Annotated in this window: 17 protein-coding genes; 5 read left to right on the top strand and 12 right to left on the bottom strand. The window is 74.7% G+C overall.

Annotated elements, in window-relative coordinates; genetic code table 11:
• The 4 genes from LPA27_RS04485 to LPA27_RS04470 are packed head-to-tail and all read right to left on the bottom strand — an operon-like array spanning window position 1 to window position 4,125.
• Window positions 1–1,347, bottom strand: coding sequence for a hypothetical protein (locus LPA27_RS04485; protein ID WP_228941659.1), 1,347 nt, complete (start codon window positions 1,345–1,347; stop codon window positions 1–3).
• Between the two features lie 3 nt (window positions 1,348–1,350).
• Complete coding sequence (locus LPA27_RS04480) at window positions 1,351–2,172, bottom strand: O-methyltransferase (protein WP_228941658.1); 822 nt, start codon at window positions 2,170–2,172, stop codon at window positions 1,351–1,353.
• Complete coding sequence (locus tag LPA27_RS04475; protein ID WP_056903250.1) at window positions 2,165–3,433, bottom strand: sedoheptulose 7-phosphate cyclase; 1,269 nt, start codon at window positions 3,431–3,433, stop codon at window positions 2,165–2,167. Before LPA27_RS04475 ends, LPA27_RS04480 begins: the two co-directional genes overlap by 8 nt.
• Before the next feature lie 23 nt (window positions 3,434–3,456).
• Entirely contained in the window at window positions 3,457–4,125 is a 669-nt protein-coding gene (locus LPA27_RS04470) for an HAD family hydrolase (RefSeq protein WP_228941657.1), read from the bottom strand.
• Between the two features lie 307 nt (window positions 4,126–4,432).
• On the opposite strand from LPA27_RS04470, the gene LPA27_RS04465 reads away from it, so the two are divergent.
• From LPA27_RS04465 to LPA27_RS04455, 3 genes are all read left to right on the top strand, one after another.
• Window positions 4,433–5,239, top strand: a complete 807-nt coding sequence (locus tag LPA27_RS04465) for a hypothetical protein (RefSeq protein ID WP_228941656.1) — start codon at window positions 4,433–4,435, stop codon at window positions 5,237–5,239.
• Window positions 5,240–5,307: 68 nt separating this feature from the next.
• A complete protein-coding gene (locus LPA27_RS04460) occupies window positions 5,308–6,210 on the top strand; it encodes a hypothetical protein (RefSeq protein WP_228941655.1) in 903 nt (300 codons plus the stop codon).
• Window positions 6,211–6,312: 102 nt separating this feature from the next.
• Window positions 6,313–6,933 carry a TetR/AcrR family transcriptional regulator gene (locus LPA27_RS04455; RefSeq protein ID WP_228941654.1) on the top strand — a complete coding sequence of 207 codons (621 nt, stop codon included), beginning with the start codon at window positions 6,313–6,315 and terminating at the stop codon, window positions 6,931–6,933.
• Here LPA27_RS04455 and paaE read toward each other — a convergent pair.
• From paaE to paaA, 5 genes are read right to left on the bottom strand one after another with little or no spacing between them, the layout of a single operon-like run.
• A complete protein-coding gene (gene paaE, locus LPA27_RS04450) occupies window positions 6,891–7,955 on the bottom strand; it encodes a 1,2-phenylacetyl-CoA epoxidase subunit PaaE (RefSeq protein WP_056903247.1) in 1,065 nt (354 codons plus the stop codon). The two genes, LPA27_RS04455 and paaE, sit on opposite strands and share 43 nt — an antisense overlap.
• Window positions 7,955–8,470, bottom strand: a complete 516-nt coding sequence (paaD, locus tag LPA27_RS04445; RefSeq protein WP_228941653.1) for a 1,2-phenylacetyl-CoA epoxidase subunit PaaD — start codon at window positions 8,468–8,470, stop codon at window positions 7,955–7,957. Before paaD ends, paaE begins: the two co-directional genes overlap by 1 nt.
• On the bottom strand, window positions 8,467–9,417 hold the full coding sequence (paaC, locus tag LPA27_RS04440; protein ID WP_228941652.1) for a 1,2-phenylacetyl-CoA epoxidase subunit PaaC: 951 nt from the start codon (window positions 9,415–9,417) through the stop codon (window positions 8,467–8,469). The genes paaD and paaC overlap by 4 nt, the downstream gene beginning before the upstream one ends.
• A 12-nt stretch (window positions 9,418–9,429) precedes the next feature.
• Entirely contained in the window at window positions 9,430–9,726 is a 297-nt protein-coding gene (gene paaB, locus LPA27_RS04435) for a 1,2-phenylacetyl-CoA epoxidase subunit PaaB (RefSeq protein WP_056863217.1), read from the bottom strand.
• A complete protein-coding gene (paaA, locus tag LPA27_RS04430) occupies window positions 9,723–10,685 on the bottom strand; it encodes a 1,2-phenylacetyl-CoA epoxidase subunit PaaA (RefSeq protein ID WP_228941651.1) in 963 nt (320 codons plus the stop codon). Before paaA ends, paaB begins: the two co-directional genes overlap by 4 nt.
• A gap of 130 nt (window positions 10,686–10,815) precedes the next feature.
• Between paaA and LPA27_RS04425 the strand changes: the two genes are divergently transcribed.
• Window positions 10,816–11,127 (top strand): EthD family reductase, encoded by a 312-nt coding sequence (locus LPA27_RS04425; RefSeq protein WP_193666002.1) that lies wholly within the window; start codon window positions 10,816–10,818, stop codon window positions 11,125–11,127.
• Between the two features lie 67 nt (window positions 11,128–11,194).
• Here the strand turns inward: LPA27_RS04425 and paaK are convergent, their stop codons facing one another.
• The 3 genes from paaK to LPA27_RS04410 all read right to left on the bottom strand — a co-directional run bounded on the left by paaK (window position 11,195) and on the right by LPA27_RS04410 (window position 14,005).
• Window positions 11,195–12,502, bottom strand: coding sequence for a phenylacetate--CoA ligase PaaK (gene paaK / locus LPA27_RS04420; protein WP_228941650.1), 1,308 nt, complete (start codon window positions 12,500–12,502; stop codon window positions 11,195–11,197).
• A gap of 419 nt (window positions 12,503–12,921) precedes the next feature.
• Window positions 12,922–13,551: a hypothetical protein gene (locus LPA27_RS04415; RefSeq protein ID WP_228941649.1), complete on the bottom strand. Its 630-nt coding sequence runs from the start codon at window positions 13,549–13,551 to the stop codon at window positions 12,922–12,924.
• Between the two features lie 112 nt (window positions 13,552–13,663).
• Window positions 13,664–14,005: a nuclear transport factor 2 family protein gene (locus tag LPA27_RS04410; protein ID WP_056863211.1), complete on the bottom strand. Its 342-nt coding sequence runs from the start codon at window positions 14,003–14,005 to the stop codon at window positions 13,664–13,666.
• A 79-nt stretch (window positions 14,006–14,084) separates the two neighbouring features.
• On the opposite strand from LPA27_RS04410, the gene LPA27_RS04405 reads away from it, so the two are divergent.
• Entirely contained in the window at window positions 14,085–14,882 is a 798-nt protein-coding gene (locus tag LPA27_RS04405; protein WP_228941648.1) for a MerR family transcriptional regulator, read from the top strand.
• Window positions 14,883–14,948: the final 66 nt, after the last annotated feature.

Genomic DNA, 14,948 nt, shown 5'->3' with positions numbered 1-14,948 from the left:
TCAGTCGCCTCCCGGCTCGACGAGCTTGCCGATATTGAGGTCGACCTTGGTCCACGGACGCAGCCGGCGCAGGTTCTGCAGCAGCAGCGACGGCACGTGCACGTGGTGGAGCATGAGGAAGGGCAGCGGGTCGGCGGGGTCGAGCACGGCGTCGCGGCCGCGCGCGAGGGTGCGCAACCGGCCCGGCAGGGTGCGCGGGTGGCGCAGCCCCTGCCACAGCTCGTGGTAGGTCCAGTGGGTGGGCCGACCGCCCAGGGGCGGCTCGACGGCGGGGGCGTCGTCGTCGAGGTAGGCCGCCGCGACGCCGGGATGGCCGTGCAGCAGGGTGATCGCGGAGTGGGTGCGCGGGTTGCACTCGATGGCCCGCACGACGCCCTCGGCGTCCTCGATGAAGTCGAAGGACAGCTGCCCGGTGAGGCCGTGGGCCGCGACGTAGGTCTCGACCCATTCCCGGATCGCGGGCTTGTCGACCATCTCGTAGGTCAGCTGCCAGGCCGAGGAGCGGCAGCAGATGTAGACCTGGAGCCGCCCGTCGCGCACGGTGCCGTGGGTGCAGTACTCCTCGCCCTCCACGAACTCCTGGAGGATGAAGGGGTGCTCCGGGGAGATCGGGAGCCGCGCCAGGTGGGCGGCCGTCTCCTCGCGGGTCGCCAGCGGCAGGCGGGTGAGGTCGAGGCGGCGCACGGGGTCGTAGGGGATCGACTTGAGGATGTAGGGCCGCGCGGAGCGCGAGAAGTCGAAGTCGAGCACCTGCTGCGGGTCGGTGATCCGGTGGGTGTCGGGCACCGCGAGGCCGAGCGCAGCCGCCGACTCGGCGAAGAGGTGCTTGTCGTCGACGCGGCGCAGGTCGTCGGGGTCGAGGTGGACCACCTCGCAGTGCGGCTCCAGGACCCGCTTGGCCTCGGCGTCGGCGATGCTCGCGGCCGGCGAGCAGACCGGCACGTAGACGTCGACGCCCTCCTGCCGCACCACGCGCAGCAGCGCCGCGGCGTAGTCGGGCGAGGAGATGTCGGGCACGACGTGGAAGGCGTCGACGGCGCGCGAGAAGCGGTGGCCGGTGAGCCGGTAGCGCCGGGTCTCGACCATGACGACCCGGTGCCCCGCGAGGTGCATCAGCCGCGCGATCTCCAGCGCCTTGGTCATCTTCCCCCCGCTGACCAGCACCGTACGTCGCTCCGCCGCGGTCGCGCCGGGGTCGGGTCGGGCGCAGCGGGCGGCCCGCCCGCGCGCGGCGGCGACGCCGGTGACGACCAGGTCGACCGGCAGCGTGGCCTGCAGCAGGGCCAGCGCGCCCATGGTCTTGGCGAGGGTCACCGCGCCGGTCGCGGCGCTCGAGAGGGCGGCCACGGCTCAGACCCGCCGGGCCAGCGTCAGGCCGTCGCGCAGCGGCACGAGCACCTGCTGCACCCGGGGGTCGGCGGCGAGCGCTGCGTTGAGGTCGGCCACGGCGCGGCCGTTGGCGCTCGTGGCGCCGTCGGGGCCGCCGGCCCAGGGCTCGCCCTGCAGCAGGGTGTTGTCGAGGGCCAGCAGACCGTCCTCGGCGAGCAGGCCGGTGTCGAGGAGGAGGTCGACGTAGGCGGCGTAGCCGGTCTTGTCGGCGTCGACGAAGACCAGGTCGAAGACCTCACCCGCGTCGGCCAGGCGGCGCAGCGTGGCGAGCGCCGGGCCCACCTCGACCCGGATGCGACCGCCGGCCGGGGAGGCCGCGAAACACTCGGCGGCCAGGGCGGCGACGGCGGCGTCGAGCTCGCACGCCACCACCTCGCCGCCCTCGGGCAGCGCCTCGGCCATGGCGAGCGCGGAGTAGCCGGTGAACATGCCCACCTCGAGCACCCGGCGGGCGCCGCCGGTGCGCACGAGCAGCTGGAGCAGCGCACCCTCGACGTGGCCGGAGAGCATCTCCTGCTCCAGGTGCACCCCCCCGCTGCGCCCGCTCCAGTCCTCGGCTTGCGTGCGCGCGGTCAGCGCGGTCAGCGCAGGTGACTCGGGGCTGGTGCCGGCCTCGAGGTAGGGCTCCAGGCCCCCGGCGACCGCCCGGGCCCGGGCGAGGTCGGCCCGCACGTCGTCGGGCACTCCCGCGACGTCGACCAGGCCGGCCTCGACCCGCTCGAGCAGCGCGGCGACGATGCCGACCGGCGTCACCGGCCGCGGGCCGGGCACCGGCTCAGGCACCGGCCGGGGTCTCGGCGCGGGTGTACTGGTCGACGCCCTCGCCGCCGCGCGGCAGCGACGCGCAGACCCGCTTGTGCTCGGCGAGGATCTCGACGAGCTCGGGCACGTCGAGGTCGTTGACGAAGTAGCAGGTGCCGATCGGGCGCGGCACGGCCGCGCGCAGCAGGCCGTCGCGGGTCTGCAGGATCGAGGCCGTCGCCCTCTCCAGCACCTCGGGGGTGAAGAGCGGGCTGTCGACGGCCAGACCGAGGCCGCTGAAGAGGGCCAGCACCCGGTCGCGCTGGTCGGCGCCGATGTAGCCGCGCTGCTCGGCGATCGTGGCCGAGAAGGCCATGTCGATGCTGATCGCGTGGCCGTGGAAGAAGGGCGGCGAGGGGGTCAGCTCGAGGGTCGGGCTCCAGGTGTGGCCGTAGGCGATGACCCGGTCGAGGTCGAGCTCGTGGAGGTTGGGCACCTCGAGCTCGAGCATGGTGCGGATGGCGTCGTAGGTGATCCGGTCGGAGACCTCGCGCAGGTGCTCGCCGTCTGCGGCGTGGCCGAAGGCGGTGTGCAGCAGGTCCTCGCCGTACTTCTCCAGCGCCTCGAAGGTGTCGAGGTGGGCCACGGTGGCGATCTTGATGATCTCCGCGATGCCGTTGCGCACCTGGTCGACGGGCAGGGTCTCCAGCAGCGAGAAGTCGAGGAGCACCTTCTTGGAGGCGTGGTAGGCGCCGAGCCGGTTCTTGTGCTTGCCGTGGTTGGCGCCGACCTTGATCGAGACGCTGGCGTCGATGAGGCCGATCAGCGTCGTCGGGATGCGCACGTAGTCGGTGGAGCGCTTGTAGGAGGCGCACGCGAAGCCGGCCACGTCGGTGGTCAGTCCGCCGCCGACGACCAGCACCTGCTCCTTGCGCATCAGCCCGAAGTCGGCGAAGGCGTCGACGATGCGCTCCAGCGTGCGCAGCGACTTCGCGGTCTCCGCGATCCGCACCGGCACGGTGGTGAGGGCGATGTCGTGGTGGGCGAAGTACGCCGCCATCCGCTCGCCGTGCAGCCGCTCGACGGCCTCGTCGACGACGGCCAGGCAGCGGCCGAAGTCGCGGAAGGTGTCGGCGAGCTCGGTGTTGGCCGGGTCGAAGACGCCCGGCACGATCACCAGGGAGTAGTCGATCTTCTCGTAGGCCTCCACGTGGAAGGCGGTCTCGGTGGCCTCGAGCCGGGCCAGCGGGGCGCCGGGCTCCTGCGCCGGCACGGGGGTGGGCACGTCGGTGGTCTGGGTCATCTCGGCTCCTCTGGTCGCCGGGGTCAGGCGGTCTGGGTGAAGGACTGGAGGTCGGTCAGCTCGAGGCGGTCGCGGCGGGCGGTCGCGCGCTCGAAGTCGTGGCCGGCGGTGTTGGCGTTGGGGAAGGCCACGACGCTCAGACCGGCGCGGGCGGCCGCCTCGACGCCGCCGAGGTTGTCCTCGACCGCCACGCAGGAGCCGGCCGGCTCGCCCAGGGCGGCCAGCGCGAAGGTGTAGGCCTCGCCGTCGGGCTTGGGCTGCTCGACCTGGGTGCGGTCGACGACGAGGTCGAGGTCGTCGAAGGAGATCCGGTCGGCCACGGCGCGGCCCAGGGCCATGACGTTCTCACGCGACGTCGTGGTCACCAGCGCGACCTTGTGGCCGGCCTCGCGCGCCGCGGTGATGGTCTCGACCACGCCGTCGCGGGGGGTCAGGTCGGCCTCGCCCAGCAGTTGCTGGAAGATCTCCGACTTCGTCTGGTGCACCGCGTCGGCGTCGACGTCGGCGCCGGTGCTGCGCGCGTGCTCGGCGATCCGGTCGCGGCCCCCGCTGGTGGCCAGCATCTCGGCGTACTCCTCCTGGCCCCACTGCCAGTCGAGGCCGTGGGAGGCGAAGGCCCGGTTGAAGGCCTCGCGCTGCAGCTCGGAGGTGTCGGCGATGGTGCTGATGGAGCCGAAGAGGATGGCGGTCATCGTGGGTGTCCGATCTGTGGCGGGGGTCTGCTGGGTGGTGCGGATCCCTTCGATCGTCGGCGGGCCCCGGGGGGCCCGGGCTCCCCCCTTCGGGCGCGCTTGCCTCGCTCCCCACCCCTTCGGGCAGGGCAGGGCAGGGCAGGGTCGACGGTCCGGGCCGACCATCTGCGCCGACCAGCTGGGCCGACCATCTGGGCCGACCATCTGGGCCGACCATCTGGGCCGACCATCTGGGCCGACCATCTGGGCCGACCGGTCTGTGCCGAGGGGTGGGGCGGTCGGTGAGGGACGTGCCTAGCCTCGGGGCATGGCCACCTCGACCTCGCACCCCCGCACCTCCGACGGCTCGGCCGCCCCGACCTCCGCGCGCCGCGGCCCGGCCGGCTCGCGCGGCCTGGCCTGGGCCGTGCTGGCCGGCGCCGTGCTGCAGGTCGTGGCGCCCGTGGTGCAGTCGCTGGGCCTGGGCTCCTCCCCCGGCGAGGGTGCGGGGGCCGACCTGCTCATCACCCCCGTGGGCTGGGCGTTCTCGATCTGGGGGGTCATCTACACCCTGGCGCTGGCCCAGGCCGTCGCCGTGCTCGTGCGGGGTGCCGACTCCGTGCCGCGCGCGCTCCAGGTCGCGCAGGTCGTGCTCTACCTCGGCGGCACGGTGTGGATCGTCTGCGCCGCGGTCGACAGCAGCGTCGCCACCGCCGTCGCGCTGCTGGTCATGGCCGTCGCCGGGGTCGCCGGCGCCCTCGTGGCCGCGCGCGGCGCCCTGCCCGCCGGGTGGTTCGGCGCGCTGACCCGCGCCGCCGCCGGGCTCTACGGCGGCTGGGTCACCGCCGCCCTCTTCCTCAACCTCTCGACGGCCGCGGTCGCGCTCGACCTCGCCGACGTGGCCGACCTCGGCTGGCAGCTCGGCGCCCTCGCCGTCGCCGCGGCGACCCTCGTCGTCGTCACCCTGGCCACCCGCGGCCTGGTCGCCTACGCCGTCGCCGGCGGCTGGGCCCTCGTCGGCATCGCGGTCACCGGCTCCGCCGACGGCACCGCCGCCGTCGTCGTCACCGCCCTGGCCGCCCTCGCCGTCCTCGCGGGTGCCACGCTCCTCGCCCGGCGCCGCGCGTCGCGCTGAGGCCCTCCTGGCCCTCTCACCCCCTCCGGTGGTCCGCTCGCGGCGGTGACGGGCGCAAGGTGGGCACCATGCGATCCCTCGTCCGCGGTCTCGTCGCCGGCGCTGCCGGCACCACCGTCCTCAACGCCACGACCTACCTCGACATGGCCCTCACCGGCCGCTCGGCGAGCAGCGCGCCCGCCGACACCGTCACCGCCGCCGCCGACCTGGTGCACCTCGACCTGCCCACCGCCGGCAGCCGCGAGGAGGCGTACGGCGCCCTGGCCGGGCTCGGCGTCGGGGTCGGCGTGGGTGCGGTCGCCGCGCTCGTCCGCTCGGCCGGGGTGCGGCTGCCGTGGCTGGCCGAGTCGGCCGTCATCGGCTTCGGCGCGATGGCCGCCACCGACGGTCCGATGGCGGTGCTCCAGGTCACCGACCTCACCACGTGGTCGGCCACCGACTGGGGTCGCGACGTCGTGCCTCACCTGGTCTACGGCGCCGCGGTCGCGTGCGCCCTGCGGGTCACCGAGCCCGACGACGAGCGCGACGACGGGCGCGACGACGAGGGCCCGGCGCGCCCAGGACGGCTGCTGCTGCGCAGCCTGGCCATCGGCCTGGCCACCGGCGCGCGCAGCTCCTGGGGTCTCGTGCCGCCCGGCCTGGTCGCCGGGAAGGCGCCGCTGGCGCTCGCGGGTGGCCTGGTGGGCACCGAGCTGGTCTTCGACAAGCTGCCCTCGACCCCGTCGCGCGTGGGCGGGCCGACCGTGGCGCGGGTGCTGAGCGCGGCCGGCGGCGCGGGGGTGCTGGCCCGTCACGAGGGCGCGGCCGGCGTGTGGCCGGCCGTGGCCGCGGGCGCCGTCGGCGCCGTGGCCGGCACGGTCCTCGGCTCGGTGTGGCGCGACCTGTGCGCCGACCGGTCCTGGGAGGCCGCGGGAGCCGTCGTCGAGGACGCCGTCTCGGCCGCGCTCACCGCCTACGCCGTGGCCACCTGACCGCGGCCCGACCGCGGCGGGTCGTGAGACGCTGGCGCCATGGCCGGCCCCCCACCTGACGCTCCCGTGCGGCGGGGTCGTCCCGGATACGACCAGGCGACCGTGCTGCGGCGTGCGATCGAGCTCTTCAACCGGCAGGGCTACGACGGCACCTCCATGGGCGACATCGCCCAGGAGCTCGGCCTGACCAAGTCGGCGATCTACCACCACGTGCCCAGCAAGGAGCACCTCCTCAGCGCCGCGCTCGACGAGGCGCTGGGCGAGCTCACCGCGGCGATCGAGGAGGCCGCCGACGCCAGCACCGGCACCACGGCCACCCAGCGCCTCCACGACGTGGTGCACCGCTCGGTGCGCATCCTCGTCGACCACCTGCCCGCCGTGACCCTGCTGCTGCGGGTCCGGGGCAACAGCGAGGTCGAGCAGGCCGCCCTCGCCCGCCGCCGCGTGCTCGACGACCGGCTGGCCGGGCTCGTGGCCGCGGCCGCCGAGGAGGGCTCGGTGCGCGCCGACCTCCCTCCCGAGCTGCTGAGCCGGCTGCTCTTCGGGCTCGTCAACTCCCTGGTGGAGTGGTATCGCCCCGGCGGTCCGCTCGACACCGACGCCCTGGCCCGTGCCGTCGGCGCCATCGCCTTCGACGGGCTGCGCGGCCCCGCGTCGCCCCCGCCGGAGGGGCCCGCGGGTCAGGCGTCGAAGTCGACCGTGACCGCGTCGCCCACCGGGTAGCCCTGGCAGGTGAGCACGTAGCCGCGGGCCAGCTCGTCGTCGTCGAGGGCGTAGTTGCGGCGCAGGTCCACCTCACCGGCGGCCACGTGGGCCCGGCACGTGCCGCACACCCCGCCCTTGCAGGCGAAGGGCAGGTCGCTGCGGGTGGCGGCAGCGCCGTCGAGGATGCTCTGGCCGCGTCGCTGGGGGGCGGTGGTGGTGCGTCCGTCGAGCACGAGGGTGACCTCGCTGGTCTCCCCGTCGGCGGCCGGCCCGGCCTCCTCGCGCACGACCTCGGGCGGCGGCTCGTCGACGTGGAAGAGCTCCACGTGCACCCGGTCGGCGCCGACGCCGAGCTCGGCGAGCACCGCGCGGGCGTCGGTGACCAGCCCGAAGGGACCGCACAGCCAGACGTGGTCGAGCGCCTCCACCGGCACCAGCGCCCGCAGCAGCCTCCGGAGCCGGTCGGCGTCGAGGCGCCCCGAGAGCAGCTCCACCTCGCGGGGCTCGCGGCTGAGCACGTGGACGACGTCGAGGCGTGCGGCGTACCGGTCCTTGAGGTCGGCGAGCTCCTCGGCGAACATCACGGTGCTCGCGCGGCGGTTGGCGTAGACCAGGGTGACGCGCGCGTCGGGGTCGGCGAGCACGGTCGCGGCGATCGAGAGCATCGGGGTGATGCCCGAGCCGGCCGCGACGCACAGGTGCCGGGCCGGGCGGGCGGGGTCGGCGCGCAGGGCGCCGGTGGGGGTCTGCACCTCCACGACGTCGCCGACCGCGACCTCGCGCACCAGCCAGGTGGAGAAGAGCCCGCCGGGGATCTCGCGCACGCCCACCCGCGGCGCCGCCCCCGCCGGCGCGCAGATCGAGTAGCTGCGGCGGTGCTCCTCGCCGTCGATCGTGCGGCGCAGCGTGAGCGCCTGCCCCGCCGCGAAGTCGTACGCCGCGCGCAGCGGCTCGGGCACGGCGAAGGTGATGGCCGCGGAGTCGTCGGTCAGCGGGTCGACGGCGGCGACCCTCAGCTCGTGGAAGCGGGCGCGCGCCATCAGATCTCCTTCACGTGGTCGAAGGGCTCGAGGCACTCCTCGCAGCGGTACATCGCCTTGCAGGCCGTCGCGCCGAACTCCGAGGTCAGCGCCGTGCGCCCCGACCCGCAGCGCGGGCAGGCGACCTGCCGGCGCGTCGGCAGCAGCCGCAGCACGGTGGGGCCCTCGGTGGCCGGGGCCGCGCCGGGCGGGGAGATCCCGTGGGCGCGCAGCGCGGCGCGACCGCGCTCGGTGATCCAGTCGCTGGTCCAGGCCGGGGCCAGCCGCACCCGCACGTCGACGTGGGCGAAGCCGTGCTCGCGCAGGCGGTGCACCAGGTCGTCGCGCATGGTGGCCAGGGCCGGGCAGCCGGAGTAGGTCGGGGTCACGGTGAGCACCACCGTCCCGCCCTCGACCGCGACCTCGCGCAGCACACCGAGGTCGGCGAGCGTGAGCATCGGCATCTCGGGGTCGGTGACCTCCTCCGCGGCCCGGCGGGCGAGCGTCGCGGCGCCTGCGTCGACCACGGCGCTCACCAGCGCCCCGTGGGGTGGGCCCGGGCGACGACCTGCATCTCGGCGAGCATCCGGCCGAGAGCCTCGGTGTGGCGCCCGTCGCGGCCGGCGCCGCGCCCCAGCGGACCGGTCGGGGGCACGGTGGGCCGGTCGAGCCCGCCCACCGACAGCACCTGCTCGAGCAGCACGTCGACGCCGGCGGCCAGCCCGGCGGGGTCGACCCCGAAGCCCTGCTCGGCCGCGGTCGCCTCCACCGGGTGGGTGCGGAAGAGCTCGTGGTGCAGCGGCCAGACCACGTCGAGGCCGGCGCGCATCCGTCGGCGCGACTCCTCGGTGCCGCGGGCCAGCGTGACGCACCAGCGGGCGGCGTGGTCGCGGTGGTAGGCGACCTCCTTGACCCCCTTCGCGGCGATCGCGGCGAGCACGGGGTCGATGCTGTCGCGCAGCCGCTCGAGCAGCGCCAGGCGATGGGTCGCGAAGAGCAGCAGGCGGGCGGTGGTGACCGCGAAGTCGCCGTTCTCCCCCTCGACCAGGCGCACGTTGCGGAAGCCCGCGTCGTCGCGGAAGAAGGCGAGTGCGTCCTCGGGCGGCACCGGCGACCCCGCGGGCAGCGTCGGCACCACCGACGGGTCGGCGGCCGCCGCTCGCGCCAGCAGCAGGCGCGCCTGGCCGAGGAGGTCGAGGGCGATGTTGGCCAGCGCGATGTCCTCCTCCAGGTCGGGGGCGTTGCTGGCCCACTGCGAGAGCCGGTGTGAGTAGACGAGCGCGTCGTCGCCGAGCATCAGGCAGTAGGCCGCGAGCGCCGCGCCGTCGACGCCGGCGGCCGGCGTGGTGTCGACGCCCGCGAGCGGGTCCTCGAAGTCCTGGCCGAACGCCCACTGCGCGCTGTCGTCGCCGAGCAGCCCGTCGTAGGCGCTGGCTTGGTCGCTGGCATGGTCGCTGGCGTGGTCGCTGGCGTGGTCGGTCATGGGGGCCGCCTCCTACATGTGGGGGACGTCGTCGGGGATGTCGTAGAAGGTCGGGTGGCGGTAGACCTTGTCGCCGGCGGGGGCGAAGAGCGGGTCCTTCTCGTCCGGGCTCGACGCGGTGATCGCGTCGGCGCGCACGACCCAGATGCTCACGCCCTCGTTGCGGCGGGTGTAGACGTCGCGGGCGTTGTGCACGGCCATCTGGTCGTCGGCGGCGTGCAGCGAGCCGACGTGCACGTGGTTGAGGCCGCGCTTGCCGCGCACGAACACCTCGTAGAGCGGCCACTCCCCCTGCGGCGCCCCGCTCACGAGACCGCCTCCTGCTGCTCCGGCTCCTGCTGCTGGCGCCGGGCGAAGGCGCTCGCGGCCTCGCGGACCCAGGCGCCGTCCTCGTGGGCACGGCGGCGGTGCGCGACCCGCTGGGCGTTGCACGGCCCCGACCCGCTGACGACGTCGCGGAACTCCGCCCAGTCGGGCTGGGTGAAGTCGTGGCCGCCCTTCTCGTCGTTCCACACCAGGTCGGGGTCGGGCAGGGTGACGCCGAGGGCCCGCGCCTGCGGCACGGTCATGTCGACGAACTTCTGGCGCAGCTCGTCGTTGGTGTCGCGCTTGACGCCCCAGGCCATCGACTGCGCGGTGTGGGAGGAGTCGGCGTCGGGCGGGCCGAACATCATGAGCGCCGGCCACCAGAAGCGGTCGACCGACTCCTGCACCATCGCGCGTTGCGCGTCGGTGCCGCGCATCATCGTGGCCAGCAGCTCGAAGCCCTGGCGCTGGTGGAAGGACTCCTCCTTGCACACGCGGATCATCGCGCGGCCGTAGGGGCCGTAGGAGGTGCGGCACAGCGGCACCTGGTTGCAGATGGCCGCGCCGTCGACCAGCCAGCCGATGGTGCCGACGTCGGCGTAGGACAGCGTGGGGTAGTTGAAGATCGAGGAGTACTTCTGCTTGCCCTCGATCAGCTTCTCCGTCAACTCTTGACGGGAGACGCCGAGGGTCTCGCAGGCGGAGTAGAGGTAGAGCCCGTGGCCGGCCTCGTCCTGCACCTTGGCCAGCAGGATCGCCTTGCGCCGCAGCGAGGGGGCGCGGGTGATCCAGGCGCCCTCGGGCTGCATGCCGATGATCTCGGAGTGCGCGTGCTGCGCGATCTGGCGCACGAGCGTGGCGCGGTAGCGCTCGGGCATCCAGTCGCGCGGCTCGATGCGGTCGTGGCGCGCGAGGGTCGCCTCGAAGGAGGCCTGCTCGGCCTGCGCGGGTGCCGTCGTCATAGGGCCTCCTGATTGACAGACCGGCTGATTTACAGACCGACCGGTCAGGAATAGTCTGTCACGCGGCCCGACGCCGTGCAACGGGCCCGACCGCACCCCCAGACCCGCACCCCGACCCGCAGGAGAGCGCATGTACCGCGTGACCATCCAGTACGCCGTGCCCGAGGACCCCGAGGCCTTCGACCGCCGCTACGCCGAGGGCCACGTGCCGCTCGTGCTGCCCGTGCCGGGCCTGCGCTCCTTCACGTGGTCGAAGGTCCGACCGATGGGCGGCGACCCGGCCGCCGGGCCCTACATGGTGGCCCAGCTCGACTTCGACGACCGCGAGGCGATGACGGCGGCGCTGTCGTCGCCCGAGATGGCCGCCGCGGGCGCCGACGCCGACGAGATCGGCGTGCCGCGCACGATGTTCGCCGGCGAGGTCGTCCCCGAGCTCGGCTGACCCGCCCCTCCTCAGCGGACGGGACTCGGCGGACGGGGCTCAGCGGACGGGGCTCAGCGGACGGGGCTCAGCGGACGGGGCGGCGGTCGACCAGGCGCCGCATCTTGCCCACCGAGCGCTCCACGCTCCCGGGGTCGACGACGTCGACCTCGACGCTCACCCCGATCCGGCTCTTCACCAGGTGCTCGACGCGGCGGCCGGCCTCGGTCGCCGCGGCCGGGTCGGCCGCCTCGCGCCGCTCCACGACCACCCGCATCGTGTCGAGGGTGCCGGTGCGCTCGAGCACGCACTGGAAGTGCGGTGAGAGCTCCGTGGTGGTGAGCACCAGCTCCTCCACCTGGGTCGGGAAGAGGTTGACGCCGCGCAGGATGATCATGTCGTCGGTGCGTCCGGTGACCTTCTCCATGCGCCGCATGGTGCGCGCGGTGCCGGGCAGGAGCCGGGTCAGGTCGCGGGTGCGGTAGCGCAGCACCGGCATGGCCTGCTTGGTCAGCGAGGTGAGCACGAGCTCGCCCTTCTCGCCGTCGGGCAGCACGTCCCCGGTCACGGGGTCGATCACCTCGGGGTAGAAGTGGTCCTCCCAGACCGTCAGACCGTCCTTGGTCTCGACGCACTCGCTGGCCACGCCGGGCCCGATCACCTCCGAGAGCCCGTAGATGTCGACGGCGTGCATGTCGAGACGCTCCTCGATCTCGCGGCGCATGTCGTCGGTCCACGGCTCGGCGCCGAAGATGCCGACCCGCAACGAGGTCGACCGGGGGTCGACGCCCTGGCGCTCCATCTCCTCGACGATGGCGAGCATGTAGGAGGGCGTGACCATGATGAGGTCGGGGCGGAAGTCGACGATCAGCTGCACCTGGCGCTCGGTCATCCCGCCCGAGACCGGCACGACGGTGCACCCCAGCCGCTCGGCGCCGTAGTGGGCACCGAGGCCGCCGGTGAAGAGGCCGTAGCCGTAGGCGTTGTGCAGCACGTGGCCCGGTCGGCCGCCCGCGGCGCGGATGCTGCGCGCCATCACCGCGGCCCAGGTGTCGACGTCGTCGCGGGTGTAGCCGACCACCGTGGGTCTGCCGGTCGTGCCGGAGGAGGCGTGCACCCGCACCACCTGCTCGCGGGGCACCGCGAACATCCCCCACGGGTAGTTCTCGCGCAGGTCGGCCTTGGTGGTGAAGGGCAGCCGGGCGAGGTCGCCGAGGTCGCGGACGTCGTCGGGGTGGACGCCGGCACCGTCGAGTGCGGCGCGGTAGTGCGGCACGTGGGTCCAGGCGTGGCGCACGCTGCGGCGCAGCCGCTCGGTCTGCAGGGCGCGCAGCTCGTCGAGCGAGGCCGTCTCGATCGGGTCGAGGTCGTCAGGGCGGGCGATGGGCTCCGGCATGGGTCCACAGTGCGTCGACCGCACCCGCCCGGTCCACCCGTCACGGGGTCGAGGTTTGGTCCGGGGCGCCGCGGGAACGGTGGTGGTATCACGGATATTTCACGTTTCCTTGACTGCCGCCCACGCGGCGCACGACCCCGATCGGCGCCGACGTCCCCCCGGTAGGCGCTCGGTCGGGAGGCGCTCCCGCGGTGCACGCGCCGCGGGAGCGCCGGTCGTGCGGCACCCCTTCCCCACCCGCTCAGGAGACGTCGCATCGAGATCCACGCCACCGCCGGTCCGCTCGGAGCGGACCGACCCGCTGACTGCTACGTCCTCGTCGGCGACGACTACGCCTCGGTGCTGACCGACCTCATGGCGGCCGTGCCGAGCGGCTGGGTGCTCCTGTCGGTCGACGTCGTGCCCGACCCGGGCGAGACTCAGAACCGGTAGGCGAAGCGCTCGAGGTCCTCGGCGTGGGCCGTCTCGACCAGGTGGCGGGTGGTCACGTCGTAGGAGCGCCAGTAGGCGCGCTCGCGGTCGGTGACGTTGGTGGGCGGCACCGCCAGCTCGAGGCCCACCAGCTCGCGCAGGTCGCGCTCGAGGTGCTCCATGCGCAGCACGACGTCGGCCTCGCGCACGTGGCCCTCGTTGATCCGGCGGGGCGTCGCGTCCCGCCCGATCGCCGCGCTGACCCAGGCGACGAAGTCCGTGGTGACCGCGTCGACGATGCGGTCCACCGCGCCGGGGGTCTGGTGCACCCACGACGAGGGGTCGCGCAGCTCGTGGACCCAGCGGGTGCGGGTGCGCTCGTGCTCCGCGACGTAGAAGTCGAAGGGGTTGCGGGTCGTGGTGACCACCCGCAGGCCGTGGTCGGCGGGCAGCAGCCCGGCGGCGACGAGCTCGCCGACCGTGCCGTGCTTGACGTCGACGCCGTGCCGGCGCACCTCCCCGGCCGCCGGCACCTCCTCGACCCCGGGCCGGGCGAGGAGGGCCTCGCGCAGGGCCGTGCTCCCGGTGCCGGGGGCGGCCGTTACGAGCAGGCGGGCCGTGCGGTCGACCAGGGCCATCAGGGACCGACGCTGTGGGGGCTCATGGCGCCAGCCAACCGCAGCGCCCACGTCACCGCCTCACCCCGGGACCCGAGGCCGGGGCCGGTCCCGGAGCGGGTCAGGGAGCAGGTCAGGGAGCGATGTCCAGCCGGGCGATGAGGTCGCCCGACAGCAGGAAGCGGTAGCGCAGGTCGGCGACGCCGCCGGGGAAGTCGCCCTCCAGCCGCACCAGGACCACCCAGCGCCCCGCGTCGTGGCGCTCCGCGCCGCGCACCCGGGTGGTGTAGGTGAACTCCGAGCCGGCCCCCTCCAGGAAGCCGCGGACGCGCTCGGCGCCGGTGAAGACCTCGTCCTGGTCGGTCACCTCGGCGTCGGGTGCGAAGGTGCGGGCGGCGGCGTCGACCTCGCCGGAGGTGTGCGCGGCGAGGTAGGTCCGGATCACGGCGGGCAGGGTGCTCGGGGTCGTCGTCATGGGGCCCACCCTGAGCGCTCCGCCCGGGAGAGGGGCAAGGGCTGGCCCCTCCCCCAGGGGGAGGGGGCACACTGCCGGGGTGCTGACGATCGGAGAGTTCTCGCGCCTGACGCACCTGAGCGTGCGCACCCTGCGGCGCTACCACGAGGCGGGGCTGCTGCTGCCCGACTCGGTCGACACGACGACCGGTCACCGCCGCTACACCGCCGAGCAGATCCCGACCGCGCAGGTCATCCACCGGCTGCGCGAGCTCGACGTGCCGCTCGCCGACGTCCAGCGCATCGTGGCATGCCCCGACCCCGGCGACCGGGCCACCCTCGTCGGCGACCACCTCCGCCGCCTCGAGGCCGAGCTGTCCCGCACGCGCGCCGCCGTCGTGTCGCTGCGGCGGCTGCTGCGCCCCGACCCCGCCCCGGTGGCGGTGGAGCTGCGCTCGGTCAGCCCCACCGTCGTCGCCGCCGTCGAGGCCGAGGTCGGGCTCGACGACGTCCTGGCGTGGTATGCCGGCGCCGCGGCCGAGCTCGCCGCCGCGGTGCCCGAGCCGACCGGCCCGCCCGGCGGGCTCTACGACAACGCGCTGTTCGAGACCGGCCGGGGACACGCCCTGGTCCACCGGCCGACGGCGCGACCCCCGACGGTCGGGCGCGTGCGTCCGGCGACGCTGCCGGCCGTCGAGCTCGCCGTCGCCACCCACGTCGGCCCGCACGACGACATCGACGTCACCTACGGCGAGGTGGGCGCCTGGCTGGTCGCCAACGCCCTCACGGTCGCGGGCCCGGTCCGCGAGACCTACCTGGTCGGCCCCGCCGACACCGCCGACCCCACCGCCTGGCGCACCGAGATCGGCTGGCCCGTCTTCCGGGTCGGGGCGGGCTGAGCGCGGCCGTCCGTGCGCGGGTCGGGTGAGGCCGGCAGTGCCCTGCGGTCCCAGGTCGTCCGCCGG

The organism is Nocardioides sp. Leaf374 (assembly GCF_916862475.1).
GTDB classification, from domain to species: Bacteria; Actinomycetota; Actinomycetes; order Propionibacteriales; family Nocardioidaceae; genus Nocardioides; species Nocardioides kribbensis.
This window is presented reverse-complemented; position numbering and strand designations above follow the sequence as displayed.